General features: G+C 44.4%; 18 protein-coding genes and 1 riboswitch. Of the genes, 3 read left to right on the forward strand and 15 right to left on the reverse strand.

The genetic code is table 11. The annotated features are described in order from the left end of the window. Positions 1–35: 35 nt before the first annotated feature. Positions 36–1,103, reverse strand: coding sequence for a pyruvate dehydrogenase (acetyl-transferring) E1 component subunit alpha (pdhA, locus tag BLQ13_RS05040; protein WP_090916691.1), 1,068 nt, complete (start codon positions 1,101–1,103; stop codon positions 36–38). Between the two features lie 254 nt (positions 1,104–1,357). Between pdhA and BLQ13_RS05045 the strand changes: the two genes are divergently transcribed. Beyond that, on the forward strand, positions 1,358–2,092 hold the full coding sequence (locus BLQ13_RS05045) for an alpha/beta hydrolase (RefSeq protein ID WP_090916694.1): 735 nt from the start codon (positions 1,358–1,360) through the stop codon (positions 2,090–2,092). Between the two features lie 35 nt (positions 2,093–2,127). Here the strand turns inward: BLQ13_RS05045 and BLQ13_RS28420 are convergent, their stop codons facing one another. From BLQ13_RS28420 to BLQ13_RS05055, 3 genes are read right to left on the reverse strand one after another with little or no spacing between them, the layout of a single operon-like run. Then, the gene (locus BLQ13_RS28420) at positions 2,128–2,298 is read right to left on the reverse strand and encodes a hypothetical protein (RefSeq protein ID WP_167375644.1); all 171 of its coding nucleotides are present in this window, start codon (positions 2,296–2,298) and stop codon (positions 2,128–2,130) included. Between the two features lie 42 nt (positions 2,299–2,340). After that, positions 2,341–2,811: a low molecular weight protein-tyrosine-phosphatase gene (locus BLQ13_RS05050; protein ID WP_090916697.1), complete on the reverse strand. Its 471-nt coding sequence runs from the start codon at positions 2,809–2,811 to the stop codon at positions 2,341–2,343. Between the two features lie 6 nt (positions 2,812–2,817). Beyond that, on the reverse strand, positions 2,818–3,513 hold the full coding sequence (locus tag BLQ13_RS05055; RefSeq protein ID WP_090916699.1) for a trimeric intracellular cation channel family protein: 696 nt from the start codon (positions 3,511–3,513) through the stop codon (positions 2,818–2,820). A 191-nt stretch (positions 3,514–3,704) separates the two neighbouring features. Here BLQ13_RS05055 and BLQ13_RS05060 point away from each other — a divergent pair, with 191 nt between their 5' ends. Further along, positions 3,705–4,346, forward strand: a complete 642-nt coding sequence (locus BLQ13_RS05060; RefSeq protein ID WP_090916701.1) for a thiamine diphosphokinase — start codon at positions 3,705–3,707, stop codon at positions 4,344–4,346. Between the two features lie 339 nt (positions 4,347–4,685). Then, a complete protein-coding gene (locus BLQ13_RS05065) occupies positions 4,686–5,186 on the forward strand; it encodes a C40 family peptidase (protein ID WP_090916703.1) in 501 nt (166 codons plus the stop codon). Between the two features lie 126 nt (positions 5,187–5,312). On the opposite strand, the gene BLQ13_RS05070 is transcribed toward BLQ13_RS05065, so the two are convergent. The 11 genes from BLQ13_RS05070 to BLQ13_RS05120 all read right to left on the reverse strand — a co-directional run bounded on the left by BLQ13_RS05070 (position 5,313) and on the right by BLQ13_RS05120 (position 14,777). Continuing rightward, positions 5,313–6,017: a response regulator transcription factor gene (locus BLQ13_RS05070; RefSeq protein ID WP_090916706.1), complete on the reverse strand. Its 705-nt coding sequence runs from the start codon at positions 6,015–6,017 to the stop codon at positions 5,313–5,315. A 140-nt stretch (positions 6,018–6,157) separates the two neighbouring features. Then, a complete protein-coding gene (locus BLQ13_RS05075; RefSeq protein ID WP_090916708.1) occupies positions 6,158–7,207 on the reverse strand; it encodes a ThiF family adenylyltransferase in 1,050 nt (349 codons plus the stop codon). After that, positions 7,204–7,971 (reverse strand): thiazole synthase, encoded by a 768-nt coding sequence (locus BLQ13_RS05080; RefSeq protein WP_090916711.1) that lies wholly within the window; start codon positions 7,969–7,971, stop codon positions 7,204–7,206. The genes BLQ13_RS05075 and BLQ13_RS05080 overlap by 4 nt, the downstream gene beginning before the upstream one ends. Before the next feature lie 83 nt (positions 7,972–8,054). Beyond that, positions 8,055–8,258: a sulfur carrier protein ThiS gene (gene thiS, locus BLQ13_RS05085; RefSeq protein WP_090916713.1), complete on the reverse strand. Its 204-nt coding sequence runs from the start codon at positions 8,256–8,258 to the stop codon at positions 8,055–8,057. Then, positions 8,255–9,499, reverse strand: a complete 1,245-nt coding sequence (thiO, locus tag BLQ13_RS05090; protein WP_167375645.1) for a glycine oxidase ThiO — start codon at positions 9,497–9,499, stop codon at positions 8,255–8,257. The genes thiS and thiO overlap by 4 nt, the downstream gene beginning before the upstream one ends. A 79-nt stretch (positions 9,500–9,578) precedes the next feature. Next, positions 9,579–10,313 (reverse strand): thiamine phosphate synthase, encoded by a 735-nt coding sequence (locus BLQ13_RS05095; RefSeq protein ID WP_090916718.1) that lies wholly within the window; start codon positions 10,311–10,313, stop codon positions 9,579–9,581. 249 nt (positions 10,314–10,562) lie between these two features. Then, positions 10,563–10,672: riboswitch (TPP riboswitch) on the reverse strand. Between the two features lie 39 nt (positions 10,673–10,711). After that, the gene (locus BLQ13_RS05100) at positions 10,712–12,265 is read right to left on the reverse strand and encodes an ABC-F family ATP-binding cassette domain-containing protein (RefSeq protein ID WP_090916720.1); all 1,554 of its coding nucleotides are present in this window, start codon (positions 12,263–12,265) and stop codon (positions 10,712–10,714) included. A gap of 54 nt (positions 12,266–12,319) precedes the next feature. Further along, positions 12,320–13,342 (reverse strand): hypothetical protein, encoded by a 1,023-nt coding sequence (locus BLQ13_RS05105; protein ID WP_090916722.1) that lies wholly within the window; start codon positions 13,340–13,342, stop codon positions 12,320–12,322. Beyond that, positions 13,329–13,880 carry a hypothetical protein gene (locus tag BLQ13_RS05110; protein WP_090916724.1) on the reverse strand — a complete coding sequence of 184 codons (552 nt, stop codon included), beginning with the start codon at positions 13,878–13,880 and terminating at the stop codon, positions 13,329–13,331. The genes BLQ13_RS05105 and BLQ13_RS05110 overlap by 14 nt, the downstream gene beginning before the upstream one ends. Then, the gene (locus BLQ13_RS05115) at positions 13,877–14,275 is read right to left on the reverse strand and encodes a hypothetical protein (RefSeq protein ID WP_090916727.1); all 399 of its coding nucleotides are present in this window, start codon (positions 14,273–14,275) and stop codon (positions 13,877–13,879) included. The genes BLQ13_RS05110 and BLQ13_RS05115 overlap by 4 nt, the downstream gene beginning before the upstream one ends. Positions 14,276–14,291: 16 nt before the next feature. Next, positions 14,292–14,777, reverse strand: coding sequence for an ABC transporter permease (locus tag BLQ13_RS05120; protein WP_090916729.1), 486 nt, complete (start codon positions 14,775–14,777; stop codon positions 14,292–14,294). Positions 14,778–14,824 lie beyond the last annotated feature (47 nt).

Consider the following 14,824-nt stretch of genomic DNA (forward strand, 5'->3'; position numbering starts at 1 on the left):
CCGGCGCCGGATGTTTATGCTTTATCGGAAAAAACTTATTGGAAATCAGCTTTTTGCTCTTCCAAGTGCTTAGGCGTTTGTTCGAACATGCTGTCGATCAAGCCTGAAATCGTCATTTTCTCGGTTTTTTCCGCTTTTTTGATCTCTTCGTTCACTTTTGCTTTTGCTTCTTCTTTCACACGTGCTGTATCTTCTTCAGTCCACAGACCTTTTTTCTCCAGATATTTAGCGAAACGTGCGATTGGATCTTTTTCGCTCCACTCAGCCTCTTCTTCTTTCGTACGATACTTGGAAGCATCATCAGAAAGGGAGTGTGGACGGAAACGATAAGTTACCGCTTCGATCAAAGTAGCGCCTTCTCCGTTACGTCCGCGTTCAGCAGCTTCCTGAACCGCTTTGATAACAGCGAAGATGTCCATACCGTCAACTTTAACACCTTTGATCCCTGCTGCTACCGCTTTATGAGCGATGGACAGAGCTGCTGTTTGTTTAGCAAAAGGAGTTGTGATGGCATAACCATTGTTTTGTACAAAGAAGATAACTGGCAGTTTGTAAACACCAGCGTAGTTCAGACCTTCATAGAAGTCACCTTCGGAAGATCCGCCATCACCTGTGTAAGTGATAACCACTTGTTTTTGTTTCTTCAATTTGTAACCCATAGCAATACCCATTGCGTGCAGAATTTGAGCACCAATGATGATTTGCGGCATCAATACGTTAACGCCGTCCGGGATTTGTCCACCATGTTGGTGTCCACGGGAGTACAAGAATGCTTGATAAAGAGGAAGTCCATGCCATACGAGTTGCGGAATGTCACGATAGCCAGGACATACAAAGTCTTCTTTTTCAATTGCAAATTCACTACCAACCATTGTAGCTTCTTGACCAGATACTGGAGCATAGAAACCAAGACGACCTTGACGGCCAAGGTTTACTGCACGGTCATCCCAAGTACGGGTAAATACCATGCGATACATAATTTCTTTTAATTGATCGTCGGAAAGCTTAGGCATCATGTCTTTGTTAACAATTTCGCCGTCAGGAGACAGCACGGACAGAGCTTCTACATCCTCCGTGTATACTTCATAAGGAACCTTGCTCATTTTTTTCTTCACCTCAACAAAAAATTTGAATATCAAGTTCCGCTGTTATATTATTATTATACACCTGTTTCACTGCATACGTCAAAGAAATCCGTAATATTTTTATGTTTCCTTTTGGATTGTATGTATAACAGGGGTTTAATATTGGTATAACAGCATAATACATGATTGCGTGTTTGACCCATCCCCGCACCAGGTTAATCTTACCGTATTGCGCGGGTGAATGCAAAAATAACCCGGAAAGGTGACGTTTTATGACGGATTCCCGCTATTTGAAACGTACAATTGTTAAGGAAGAGATTGAAAGCCGTTATCTCGGCGAGAAACGAACCTTACGTATTTATCTCCCCCCAGGCTATAACGAACTGCTTAGCTACCCTGTCGTTTATTGTCAGGATGGCGAAGAGTTTTTCAACTTTGGCCGAATCGCTACCACAGCTAACCGCATCATTTTGGATGAAGGCGCCGAACCTTTCATTATTGTAGGGGTTCAAGTGGACGTCTCTGTAAGGACGCAGGAGTATGCTCCCTTTGGCAGTCGGTTTGAAGCTTATACGAAGTGCTTTGCAGAAGAGATTATTCCCTATGTCGAAGAGAAATATCCTGTAAGACGCTCTCCGCAGGAACGTGTTCTTGCTGGTGATTCATTGGGAGGCAGTGTTTCATTGCATCTTGCACTGAAATATCCTGAGCTGTTCACCCGCGTTATCAGCATGTCTGGTGCATTCTACTCCGCTTCTCAGGAAATTTATGCTGCGGCCGAAGACTTGTCCTGGCTGTCGATCTGGATGATTGTTGGTTTGCAGGAGACGGCCTTTGAAGCCGATACCGGAACGTATGATTTTGTACAGCTGAGCCGGGATACTCGTGATCTGCTGGAGAAACGTGGTGCTCTCGTCTCCTATCAGGAAAAAGACGGGAATCACCAATGGGGCTTCTGGCAAAATGAACTGCCTGATGCCTTGCTTTACTTTTTACAAGAAGGTTAATAGAAGATTGTCTCAAAAAGTTAATGCAGGAATGGCTAAAAGGTTCTAGCTACAATTAAATATTTCGTTGAACAGGCGGCTGCATAGCCGCTTTTCTTTTTCGATTTTTTGGACAATGCGTTGTTACCGCTTACATTCATGCCCTGAAAAAGAAGCAGGAGTTCTAATTCGTTCTGTTCCTGCTTCTTTGCCATTTCACCAATCATAATGAGCTACTCAAGCTTGGCTTGTATTTTATCTAATTAAGATCAGGTTAAAGGATGCTCTTCTTGAATTCTGTTCAGCAAGACATCGCAACCTGCGTTCACCAGCTCGTACACTTCTTCAAAGTTCCCTGTGTAATACGGATCAGGCACTTCTCTCAGCTTTTCGTTCGGCAGCAAATCCATGAACTTGATAATCTCTGCCTCTTCTCCACCTGGCAGGCTACGTACATTCTCTGCATTGGAATTATCCATACATATAATGTAATCAAATTCAGTGAAGTCTGCACTCACAAATTGTCTTGCTGTCATGTTGGCATAAGAGATTTGATAACCATCAAGCAACTTACGGGTACCCTCATGCGGAGGTTTGCCCACATGCCAGTTGCCTGTACCAGCCGAATCAATCCGAATCTGTTCCACAAGCCCCTTCTCCATCACTTTATGACGCATTACTGCTTCCGCCATAGGGGATCTGCAAATGTTACCGAGACATACAAATACAACGTTAATCATGATAAGTTACTCCCCCTTGCTCAAAGTCCCTTGAATTACGGATGGTGCATGTTGCGGAATAAGTTTCTCCGGCTTCAAAACGACGGTTTCGTTAGGCGTCAACGAGCGGCGCGGCAGCTTCCATTTGTAGTGCACGGAACACATCCGGAAAAAGACAACTGTTGCAAAACAGATCAGCAAACCAATGTTTGTTGTAAACCAGCCCATTCCGATGGCAAACCCCGCTGCCATTGCCCATACCGCATAGATCTCGTCACGAAGAACAAGTGGTTTACGTCCGGCAAGAAGATCCCGAATGATTCCTCCACCAATTCCCGTCAGTACAGCTGCAACGATTACAGCACTGATGGGATGACCCATATTAGCCGCATACAATCCGCCCTGAATTGCAAAGGCAGCCAGTCCAATTGCATCAAACAAAGCTTCAGTCCGTTTCCAGTGACTAATCCACTTCAAGGGCAATACAAAAGCAACAGCTACAGAAACCAGCGCAAGCATGATTAACGAGCCCTGACTCCATAATGTTGTTACAGGCACGCCAATAAGCACATTCCGGATCACTCCGCCTCCGAATGCTGTCACAAGCCCAAGTACCAATACACCCAAAATATCATATTCCTCTTCCATAGCTACAAATGCACCGGACATTGCAAATGCGATCGTACCGATAATGCTGAATACTTCAAAAATGTGTAAGTCCAACCTGTTCAAACCTCACTTTTCAAGTCATCTCCATGTCGCTCTCCCCATTGTATCCGCGAGTACGGAAATTGTGCAACCACATTTTGTCGATTATACTGGTTTGGTGTATAGTTTTATAGCTTAGCGCAGGATTTGGCTTCAATTAGAAAATCAAAGGGTGTCCCTCTATAAATAAGGAAGGATGAAATAGAATGGATTATAAACGTATTGTCATCTTCACAGGTGGTCAACTCACGCAGGAATTCCTTCAGGAGATTCAGCCCGATGACGTTATTATTGCGGCAGACCGCGGAGCCTTGTATTTAATCGAACATGGTATCCAACCGCACATCGCAGTGGGAGACTTCGATTCTATAACGGAAGAAGAACGAGAGATCGTAAACAGTAACAGTGTAGAATTCATTGCTTGTGATCCGATCCATAAAGATTTGACAGATACCGAAATGGCATTTGAAACAGCTCTGGATCATGAACCTACTCATATTCTCATCTTTGGCGCAACGGGCACACGAATGGATCACACCCTCGCCAATGTTCATATCATGGTTCGTGCTATGCAACATCATATCTCATGTGCGCTTCAAGATGAGCACAATTATATGACGTTAACCACTTCGAGTGCTGTTGTCGAACAACGCGGTTTTACCTATGTCTCTTTGCTTCCATTAACACATGAGGTCACAGGGATATGCCTGGAAGGATTCATGTACCCTTTGGATCACGCTACTATACGTATGGGACAATCCTTAGGGATCAGTAACAAGCTATTGGACAAGTCGGGCACAGTTACGATTGATAGCGGCCTGTTACTTATTATTCAAAGCAAAGACTGAACACTAAATACTATATTAGTAAGGCATTTTTTAAGTTAATACGAGTCAAAACCCACAGCTCAACGCTTAATTATTACGTTTTTGTAACCTGTTATTTTGTTTCCCAAATCAAATTAAATGAAGAAATCCCCTTGATTATCAAGGGGATTTTTGTTTTATAGTCATTTCTGGATTCGTCAATGATTAATTTTTTGACATTTTTAATCGTATTTTAATAATTACATCTAAAGTACTGTCCTATCAACCTTTTTGCTTATGTATCCAATTTCTAGGGTGTTACAAACCTGTTATACTCGCTCTAGCAACTTAACGAAAACGAATTTTGGAGGTACTAACTACATGAAAACAAACTTCTTCATCCAAAAGGCCGTAACCGTCGGGTTGTGCGCTACACTAGGTTTTGGAGCTGTATTAATGACAAATGCACCTGTTGCACAAGCCGCAACGGCATCCGTATCAACAGGACAGCAAATTGTAAACTATGGTAAAAAATTCACTGGAACTCCATATAAATTTGGTGCTTCAACAACGACAACCAGATACTTTGACTGTTCTTCTTTTATGAAGTACATTTTCAAAAAATATGGTGTAGATCTTCCGCGCACTTCCGTACAACAATCCAAAGAAGGTAAATTCGTCTCTAAAGCCAACCTTCGTGTTGGTGACATGGTGTTCTTCTCGAGCGGCAGCCGCTCTACGGGTTCTAACATTACTCACGTTGGTGTGTATGCTGGAAACGGTAAAATTCTTCACACGTACGGCTCTCCAGGTGTAACCCTGTCTGATCTGAACTCCGGTACGTGGAAAAGAACTTACATTACAGCTCGCCGCGTCCTTTAGTCCATCTGCCTTTATAATTTAAACTGACGACCGGATCAATTGATCCGGTTTTTTCATATCATCCTATCCTTTAAATACCCGGATTAATCCTTGTTTCAAACTGGAGAATGGTGGAATATTTAAAAATCAGCTATCCACCAACATATAACCTATCCCTCGAACCGTCTGGATTAACTTCACCTCTCTGCCTTTATCCACTTTCACCCGTAGGTGTTTAATGTAAACATCAACAACGTTCGTATCCATGGCAAACTCATATCCCCACACATCGCGCAAAATATCTCCCCGTGTGCAGGCTTCATTCAAATGCAAGGCTAAAAACTCCAATAATTCATATTCTTTCGGGGTCAGGTTCAAATATTGCCCTCCACGACTCACTCTACGCGAACGCAGATTAATTCTGAGGTCTTGAACTATAATCATTTCCTCACCTTCATGGGAAGCACTGGCAAACAACCGGAGCAAGCTACGAATTCTCGCAAGCATAACCTTCCAATGAAGAGGCTCCTCCATTACATCATTCGCTCCAAAATCAAGCCAATCAATGACCCGTTGCGGCGAAACTTCAGGAATAATTACGATTAGAGGCGTGGATACACTCGGATTCATCCACCGCTTCAATGCAATTTTATCCTGTTCACTCTGATGCATATCCTCAGACTCTCGATCCACCAAAATAATCAAATGCGGACGAACAGCCCTAAAGTCCTCTATGTCGTTCAACTCATACCATTCTACATGCTTCACCTCATAACCCTCGTCTTGCATGATACGCTCTATACGGCCCATTAAATCCCCAGTACCCACTAATATGATAGCTGTTTTCATCATTTCTCACCCGGCCCGTCTGGTTTCCGTTGCTACTTGGCATGGATTGTACCGTTAGGATGCCATAAAAAGAAAAAGTCCATCCCCGCGGGGAACAGACTTGTCAATGAATGAGTTTTGATATTACAAGTAATTGATGTGGTTTAGCCAAAATATCGATGAACCAGCGTACGCGCTTCAGACGTATCTTTTGTGCCATGAACAAGCACACGACCATCCTGAAAAATGACCAATCGATGTTGACCTGTTGTGAATGACACCAGAAAAGGATTCATTTCCACTTTTCCTTCACCAAGCCGTTCCAATCGATCTGCTGTCTGCGGAAGGTCCAGTTGTATGCGGCGCGCAGGACGAATCTGAACAGTATCCCTACCACATAACACATCGGTTTTCTCCAGATTGGATGCAGAAAGAAACGGGTACGTAGCCGCTGGGCTACATGATGCACATTCTTGCTTTTTTGCCCCATCTACATTAATGGATATGTACTCGTTCCTCCACACATCAAATGACAACAATTTACGCCGAAGAGCAGCTGTGTTACCACTTAGCAACTTCATCGCTTCTGCTGTCTGATTGGCTGTCACCATTTGCACCGCTTGAGGAATGATGCCCGACGTATCACAAGTATCCCCACCAAGTGGTACTTCTCCTAAGAGGCAGTTTAAGCAAGGTGTTTCGCCAGGCAAAAACGTATACGTAATGCCATAGCTACCCACACATCCTCCGTATATCCAAGGTATATTGTGTTTCTGTGCCATATCATTAATCAGTAATCTTGTATCAAAATTATCCGTTGCATCCATGATTAAATCGGTATGCTCCACTAGCTCTTCAAGTTCATCCACGCGCACATCCATCACTTTGGCTTCGATGCGAACGCTTGAATTGATTTCTGTTAAACGTTTGACAGCCGCCATCGCCTTGGGCATACGCTCAATCGCATCTTGTTCAACATAAAGTTGTTGCCGCTGGAGGTTACTCCACTCCACATAGTCCCGATCTACAATGGTAATTTGTCCGACACCGGAACGCACTAGCGTTTCTGCAATACCTGTTCCAAGTGCGCCGGCTCCGATAATTAAAACTTTGCTGTCTTTTAACCTCGCTTGACCTTCTTTACCGAGCGGAGCATATCGTTCCTGTCTGGAATAACGATCACTCTGCTCCGTATGATGTAACTGATCTGTCATGTATGAACCATTCCTTCCACCGGACTGCTTGCTGCTGCATAACGTTTCACCGGAATCATGCCTGCCGTATACGCCAGTCTGCCCGCTTCGACCCCAAGCCGCATCGCTTTTGCCATGGCAACCGGATCATCTGATCCAGATACGGCTGTGTTAAGCAATACACCATCCGCCCCAAGTTCCATGGCATAAGCAGCATCTTTGGGAGAGCGTAACCCTGCATCTACAATAACAGGCACTGCCGCTTGCTCTATGATGATTTCGAGATTATAAGGGTTAATGATCCCTCTACCTGCTCCAATTGGCGAAGCTCCAGGCATGACTGCATGTACACCAAGCAATTGAAGCCGTTTAGCTAAAATAACGTCGTCCGAAATATAGGGCAACACGGTGAATCCTTTTTCGAGCAAAATGCTACAAGCCTTGTACGTTTCAAGCGGATCAGGGAGTAACGTCACTCCGTCTCCGATGACTTCGACTTTTATCATATCACAAAGCCCCGAAGCTCGCGCAAGCTCAGCGATCCTTACGGCTTCTTCCGCAGTCGAAGCACCCGCCGTATTGGGTAGCAATGTGTATTTGCTCAGATCCAGCGTATCCAGAAAGTGTTGCTTGCCCGTCTCCTTCAGATTCAGACGACGTACAGCAAAGGTCAGCACCTGGGTACCTGAAGCTTCCACAGCCTGACTCTGTACTTCCATATCGCTGAACTTGCCTGTTCCAAGCAACAACCTTGACTCAAACGAGTATTTACCAATCGTTAACATCTTTCAACCTCCTAGGTTTTAGCAAGTATCAACTACCAACTACTCAATCAACAAGATTCAACGACGCCTGTGAATCACTTTGCTTAGCCGCCTCCGACAAAATGAACAATCTCAATCCGATCTCCTTCTCTTAGCGTTGTTGTTCCATGGTGATCTTTGGTCAAAATATTGCGATTCAACTCAACCACCACGGTTTTCACTTGTAAGTTAAATGATTGCAGTAATTTGTCGACACGATTTAACTCGTCTTCAACCTCCATCTTTTGGCCGTTCACGATAATGTTCACGACATAACCCCCTTTCTGTTCAATCGTTCAGGCGAAAATGCTTCGATCCCGATCTCTTCGGCACTCTTGCCCTCTACCATGTCTGCGATCCAGCGACCTGTTATTGCACTAAGCAATATCCCATTACGAAAATGTCCATACGCTGCATACAAGCCTGAAATCCCTTCACATTTGCCTATATACGGCAGCCCATCAGGGGTGGAAGGTCTTATACCTGCCCATGCCCGCACAAAGTCCGCCTCCTTGATTCCCGGAACCCAATAACTTGCCGCTCCAAGCAATCGTTGCATACTATTTGCCGATACGCTGTGATCTTTTCTTCCTGGTAAACTGGTTGCGCCGATCCATACCTCTCCGTTTGCTTTCGGAACAATATAGACATCTTCTGCATATACCGTGCGATCGGGTCTGCCTCCAGCCTGATCTGTAGTAAACCGAACGGCCAACATTTCACCTTTCACCGGACTTGAAGGCAAAACGACCCCCACTTGATGCATGAGTTGCTCCCCGTGTAAACCAGCAGCTATGATGATATGTTTGCAACACATCTCTCCCTTAGCCGTTTTAATCCCTTGAACACCATGCTTATCTACGATCAGCTGAACATCTTGAACTCCTTCCAAAATGCGGGCACCCATCATTTCAGCTGACCTCGCATAAGCTCTTGTCAATGACACGGGCAACACTTCGCTCTCCAATGATCGGTAATAAGCGCCGTACGTATCCCGATTCAACCACAACGCTTCTCGTTGCACTGTGCTTCGATCCCACCAAAGTTGCTGCACTCCGGAAGTGGTATTTCGTTTATCCTTGTATTTACTTAGATCACCGTATGAACGAAACGGTGTGATAAATCCGTTGCGCCTTAAGCCAAGATCCATACCTGTTAAAGCGGATATCTGCTCTTTGTGCTTATGAAGTAATTCCCTACTGTCATATGCGGCTTGTGCCATGAGTGGATGAGCAAAATCCTCACTATCTGCTGCCAGCATGCCGGCAGCTGCACATGAAGCTCCGCTGGCAATCTCCGACTGCTCAACAAGCAGTACTTCCTGACCTCGGGATGCCAGTTCAAAAGCAATCGCACAGCCTATGACTCCACCGCCCACAATGATTGTTTCTGCATGAAAGGTTTCTGGTTTCTTAGTTAAAGTTTCGGATAGCGGTAGCCGCTTAAACTTATCTTGTTCACACGATGAGTCGATCACTTCCTCGGGTTGACTCGGTCCTCTCTGTACCATTTTGTCATCTCCTTGTTTGAACAACATTCCGATCTTATTAGGTTGGCGTTATTTCCAACTTTTTGATCGAGAGAAACATTCACTTCACCGCTTCCACAGCCTGTTTAAGAAGCGCAGCAGCATGAGCAGGGTTTGCATGTTTTAACACACTTGAGATCACAGCAGCACCCCTGGCTCCCGCAGACCTGACGGCCCGAATGTTATCCGGCTGAATCCCCCCAATTGCAATAACAGGTACCTTGACACTGGAGCACACTTCCGATAATGCATCTAATCCCCTCGCTACAGAATCCGGTTTGCTTGCACTTGCGTACACATGCCCGAAAAAAAGGTAATCCGCGCCATACTCTTCGGCATTTCTCGCTTCATGCAACGAATGCACCGATATCCCCAACCGGAGCCTCAAATCATGCTTGTTCTCGGGCTTTACCATTACTTTTGCCCTTTCCAGCATATCTTGGCTCCAATGTACTCCTTGATAAAAATAGCCTGACGAATATAGGTTCGCACCGTTGATTACAATGCGGGAAGCTGGAACACCCGCCTCTGCCATCAATTTGGCCCAGTTAAAACATTCCTGTTGCGAGAGTTGCTTTTCCCGGATATGAATGTAATGCACATAAGGCCAAATATCTTTGGCTGCCTTCAACATGGCTGACTGTTCCGCTTTATTCGTAGATATCACATGTAACTCAAAAAAATCTTGCTCTAGTCCACACGTTGGTACAGATTTATCTGTCCGCTTGTACCACTGGTCTGTTGAAGTTTTACCTGATTCATGAGCATCATAATCAAACAACATCAAGGTATGCAATCTCGTTCTCGCTCCTTTCAGCTACAGGCTTGGAGAAGTAGTAATGACAAATATAAAACCAAAAAAGCCACTCCCGTAGGGGAGTGGCTGCGTATAAACAAAGGTTCAGTTCAATCACAAGCGTCTGAAAAATACCTGTTAAACAGTTTGATAGTCAAATCGATAACTGTTTATTTTGATATTGAACCGCTTGGCATCACGATGTAATAAGATCCTGTTCTTACGTTAAGAATCATTTACTATCGTTTTCGCTGAAACGCGCCACTTCCCTACGCTGGTATGATCCAGATCAGGTGCAAAGGGTCCGGAATCGCATTCTTCCATCTCAGCCGCATCGTGCGGCCCCCCTAGTGTTCATATGAAGTTGTAGCCTATATTACCACAACCGGTTTTTTTTGTCATCGTGCTTTTTCGGACCACTCTTCTACATCCCACGTTTTGGTGACCCAGCCTTCATAAAAATCCGGTTCGTGCGATACAAGCAAAACGGTTCCTTTATATTCCTTCAGTGCCCGCTGTAGCTCAGCCTTCGCCGTTACATCCAGATGGTTCGTCGGCTCATCAAACAAGACCCAGTTGCTCTCCCGCATCAACAGTTTGCACAAACGGACTTTGGCTTGCTCTCCCCCGCTTAGCATGTTAAGCGGACGCGTAATATGCTCATTTTTGAGCCCGCAACGTGCAAGATGTCCTCGCACCTCGTTCTGCGTTAGATGTGAAAACTCGTTCCATACATCATCGATCGGTGTAATATTCCCGGCTCGTACTTCCTGTTCAAAGTATGCCGTCTCCAAATAATCTCCAAGAAACGTTTTTCCGCTAATTGGCGCTATTTTACCCAAGATCGTTTTAAGCAGTGTTGATTTACCTACCCCGTTGCACCCCACAATCGCGATCTTTTCACCACGTTCAATCGTCATGGTCATCTTAGGTAGTAATGGATACGTATAACCGATCTCAAAATCAATACCTTCAAAAACGGTTTTGCTGCTTGCGCGGGCATCCTTGAACTTAAATGTTGGTTTTGCTGCTTCGTCTGGTCGATCAATTCGCTCGACCTTTCCAAGTTGTTTTTCCCGGCTTTTCGCTCGACCAGAGGTCGAAGCTCGAGCTTTGTTGCGTTGAATGAAATCTTCCTGCTTTTTGATGTATTCCTGTTGCTTCTCATAGGCATCAATATGCTGTGCTTTCTGCATATCTGCCATTTCAAGAAATTTCTCATAGTTGGCCGCATAACGCGTCAATTTAGCAAATTCCAGATGATAAATGACATTAACCACTTCATTCATGAACTCTGTATCATGGGAAATCAATAGAAAAGCATATGGGTAGTCTTTCAAATATCTAGTTAGCCACTCAATATGCTCTACATCCAGATAATTTGTCGGCTCATCCAACAAAAGGGCAGTGGGTTTCTCCAACAACAATTTTGCAAGCAGGACTTTCGTACGTTGTCCACCACTGAGAGCTGCAACATCCCGATCAAGGCCAATTGCATTTAATCCCAAACCGTTTGCCATTTCTTCCACTTTCACATCAATCAGATAAAAATCGCCCTGTTCAAGCTGTTCCTGAATATCTCCCATTTCTTCAAGCAACTGCTCAAGTTTGTCTGGATCGGCATCAGCCATCTGATCCGTAATGGCCATCATTTGCTTCTCCAGTTCCAGTAGCGGCAAAAAAGCATCTTTAAGCACATCACGAATGGTCTTGCCTGGTGTTAACTTCGTATGTTGATCCAAATAGCCATATCGAACTTTTGGCGTCCATTCCACTTTACCGCTATCCTTAAGCAATTTTCCGGTGAGAATATTCATTAGGGTTGATTTTCCGGCACCATTAGCTCCAACCAAACCCACTCGTTCTCCAGCAAGCAGACGAAACGAAACATTTTTAAATAACGTACGGTCTCCAAAATTGTGACTGACGTTCTCTACTGACAATAAACTCATAAGATGAGACTGCTCCTATCTATATACATTACTTTTAGTTCACGTTCCAAAACCCTATTCTAGCACAGGTTCAGTCTTTTCTGAAAGTAATGACACTTGCGCGGAGCAATCATATTCGAAATAACCTCTGGCGGCTGCCTGCCTTGCAGTTGTAAACACCTCTTCAGCACGAAAACCGGGGTTACAGGTGGCAGGATAATGATATTTTATGCCTGTTGCGGGATCAATCCCGCCAACAACCGCCGTTTTTTTGACTAGCCGGCCTCCACCAATGGCATAATTGTTAATCTTCTGACCCCCTACAGCGATCCCCTGTATAAAAGCCATAATACCCGTATCATTGATCGAATTGTACCAATCTTCCTGCGAGACTAAAGGCATCGTGAATAGATAAGAGACACCATTTCTCCTGGAAAATTCATTATGTCGATTGATTACGTCTACAAGCTCTTCCTGTATTCGGGTCACGATCCGGCTACGCCGCACCTGTTCAAAAGTTGTAGAGTCCTGAAGCAATGGAATCGTGGAATTCGAAGCCAGCTCCTGCTGAAATCCTTCGATCCATTTTCCTGCACCAGCATCATAAGCATACACATAACCGTCAAGTGTGAAATTAATGCTATTTCCGTCTGAATCTGAATATGTATAAGGTTTTTTGGGACTCCACACATGTCTATGAGACTTTTCCATCTCCCCAGTCATCTCAGTTTCCTTGGCAAAAATGTAATAACCATCATAATCCAGAACTACAATCGCTGGAATATAATCAAACATATGTTGAATAGCTTCCTTGTCATCCTGTATGCGCATGTTTAATGCCATCGTTTGGGTAAAGGTGGTCAACGCCAGTTCCTTATCCGCTTTAACAAACTTGGCAGAATCATAACCTGCTTCAGTATGTTGTTTTTCATTCTGGTGCATGACCGCGCCAGCATCCATCACTGCGGTTTGTAACGCTGTTTTGTAGCGATAAGCCAGTTCATTGGCCTCTTGCGCATCTTGCGTATGAAACGAGAGGATATAAAATAACGGAAAGAAAATGAGAATAAACACGATAGAAAGCTCAGTAATCTTCATTCAGTACCATACCTCCATAAGAAGCAAAAACCGCAGAAGCCTGAACTGTACCTTGTAACCATTCTCGTATCATCATGGAAGGTGTGCGGTTGGTACTTTTAAGACTCACGGTGAAGAAGTCACCCATATTGAGCGTATATCTGCGCCCGGGATCATCGACGGACAATGTGCTAGACAACGGATATAACCGCTCCTGAATCTGTGACAAGTAGTATGCATCATGAACAACCTCGTATGTACCCGTGAAGCTACTCTGAATCATCGGATCTGAATACTGGGGGACATATTTTTTGTGTAAATGTTCCATGGATATGTCATAGTTGTTGCCCGTTTGGGCTAACTGTTCTTGAAACTCCGCGAGCATTCGAGGTGAGATATATCCCTTGGTGCGGACAGCATCCACAAATCGTATGACACTCTGAGTCGCTGTCAAGCGTGCAATATCATCCTGACGTTCAGCAGTCTCGGCTGCAGGATACACATAGAGCAGTAAAACGGCAAGCAATACCGCAAACAATTTGGATACTGCATTGATCACGGTCTCTGTACCTCCTTCCAAAAAGAAAGCTTTAACAATTCACCCGATGCACTTCGGTTATATTCAACTCGATAATTCCCATCCAGCTCAACCGGAATCATAGCTGATCGATGTTCAAGTGCATCAACCACATACTCATGACCGTCTAACTCAACATGAACCCCTGTACCTGTCATTTGCCGCACCGTATGCAGAACCTCAGCTCCGGTGTATCCGACAAAACCACCTGTAAGAAGTGTCGTATGAACTCTTCCTTCCATAGCCGCATTTGTTTTCACCCTGTCATTCAAGGCTTCGTTTAAAATACGGATATTCCACTGCCCGTGCAGGCAGGCTGTCACAAAAAGGACAACCGCCGTACAGAACAGCATCATATGCTGTGTGTTCCGGGTCATATTCAACCAGCTCCAGTCAGGATTGCTGGAAAATCAGACCTCTAACCACATTGGATCGGTCTTTAACGATAATGGCCTTAAATTTACCGCTTGGATTAACGTATTGATTGTCCTTTTCACTCATCGTCTGATTAATGCTGCCTACCTTGTCATCAGGTGCAATGACAGAACCATAGTCCGCATTATTAACGTCCTGAGAGATGTTGAGCTGATTACCGTACCACTGTCCGCCTTTGTTTTTACCTGTAATAACCTGAATACCAAACTGGTCCTTGTCCGCGTATTTCCGTAAAGCATTGGTCACTTGTGATCCACTGATGGTTGTTCCGTCATACACCGTAAATGCTGCCTGAGAAAGCTCGGTTTGAATATCTGCAAAGTTATTCTGGGCTGTTTTCGTTGCCTCCTGAGCCGAAATAAATAACAACACTACAATCGTAATCAAAGCAATCGTCAAAAATATCCCCGCTGCCACCTTTAAAGCACTTGATGCATTATTCATACTAAATACCCTCCTAAAGTGTTATGAATGATTATTTTTCAGTTCTT

Origin of the sequence: Paenibacillus polysaccharolyticus (assembly GCF_900102085.1) — a bacterium.
Taxonomy (GTDB): Bacteria; Bacillota; Bacilli; order Paenibacillales; family Paenibacillaceae; genus Paenibacillus; species Paenibacillus polysaccharolyticus.

Coding starts and splice junctions, on each gene's coding strand:
- BLQ13_RS05120 (WP_090916729.1), bottom strand. CDS start 14,777: ATGAATAATGCATCAAGTGCTTTAAAGGTGGCAGCGGGGATATTTTTG.
- pdhA (WP_090916691.1), bottom strand. CDS start 1,103: ATGAGCAAGGTTCCTTATGAAGTATACACGGAGGATGTAGAAGCTCTG.
- BLQ13_RS05060 (WP_090916701.1), top strand. CDS start 3,705: ATGGATTATAAACGTATTGTCATCTTCACAGGTGGTCAACTCACGCAG.
- BLQ13_RS05065 (WP_090916703.1), top strand. CDS start 4,686: ATGAAAACAAACTTCTTCATCCAAAAGGCCGTAACCGTCGGGTTGTGC.
- BLQ13_RS05075 (WP_090916708.1), bottom strand. CDS start 7,207: ATGACAGATCAGTTACATCATACGGAGCAGAGTGATCGTTATTCCAGA.
- BLQ13_RS05105 (WP_090916722.1), bottom strand. CDS start 13,342: ATGAAGATTACTGAGCTTTCTATCGTGTTTATTCTCATTTTCTTTCCG.
- BLQ13_RS05050 (WP_090916697.1), bottom strand. CDS start 2,811: ATGATTAACGTTGTATTTGTATGTCTCGGTAACATTTGCAGATCCCCT.
- BLQ13_RS05045 (WP_090916694.1), top strand. CDS start 1,358: ATGACGGATTCCCGCTATTTGAAACGTACAATTGTTAAGGAAGAGATT.
- thiO (WP_167375645.1), bottom strand. CDS start 9,499: ATGGTACAGAGAGGACCGAGTCAACCCGAGGAAGTGATCGACTCATCG.
- BLQ13_RS05115 (WP_090916727.1), bottom strand. CDS start 14,275: ATGACCCGGAACACACAGCATATGATGCTGTTCTGTACGGCGGTTGTC.
- BLQ13_RS05080 (WP_090916711.1), bottom strand. CDS start 7,971: ATGTTAACGATTGGTAAATACTCGTTTGAGTCAAGGTTGTTGCTTGGA.
- BLQ13_RS28420 (WP_167375644.1), bottom strand. CDS start 2,298: ATGATTGGTGAAATGGCAAAGAAGCAGGAACAGAACGAATTAGAACTC.
- BLQ13_RS05070 (WP_090916706.1), bottom strand. CDS start 6,017: ATGATGAAAACAGCTATCATATTAGTGGGTACTGGGGATTTAATGGGC.
- BLQ13_RS05100 (WP_090916720.1), bottom strand. CDS start 12,265: ATGAGTTTATTGTCAGTAGAGAACGTCAGTCACAATTTTGGAGACCGT.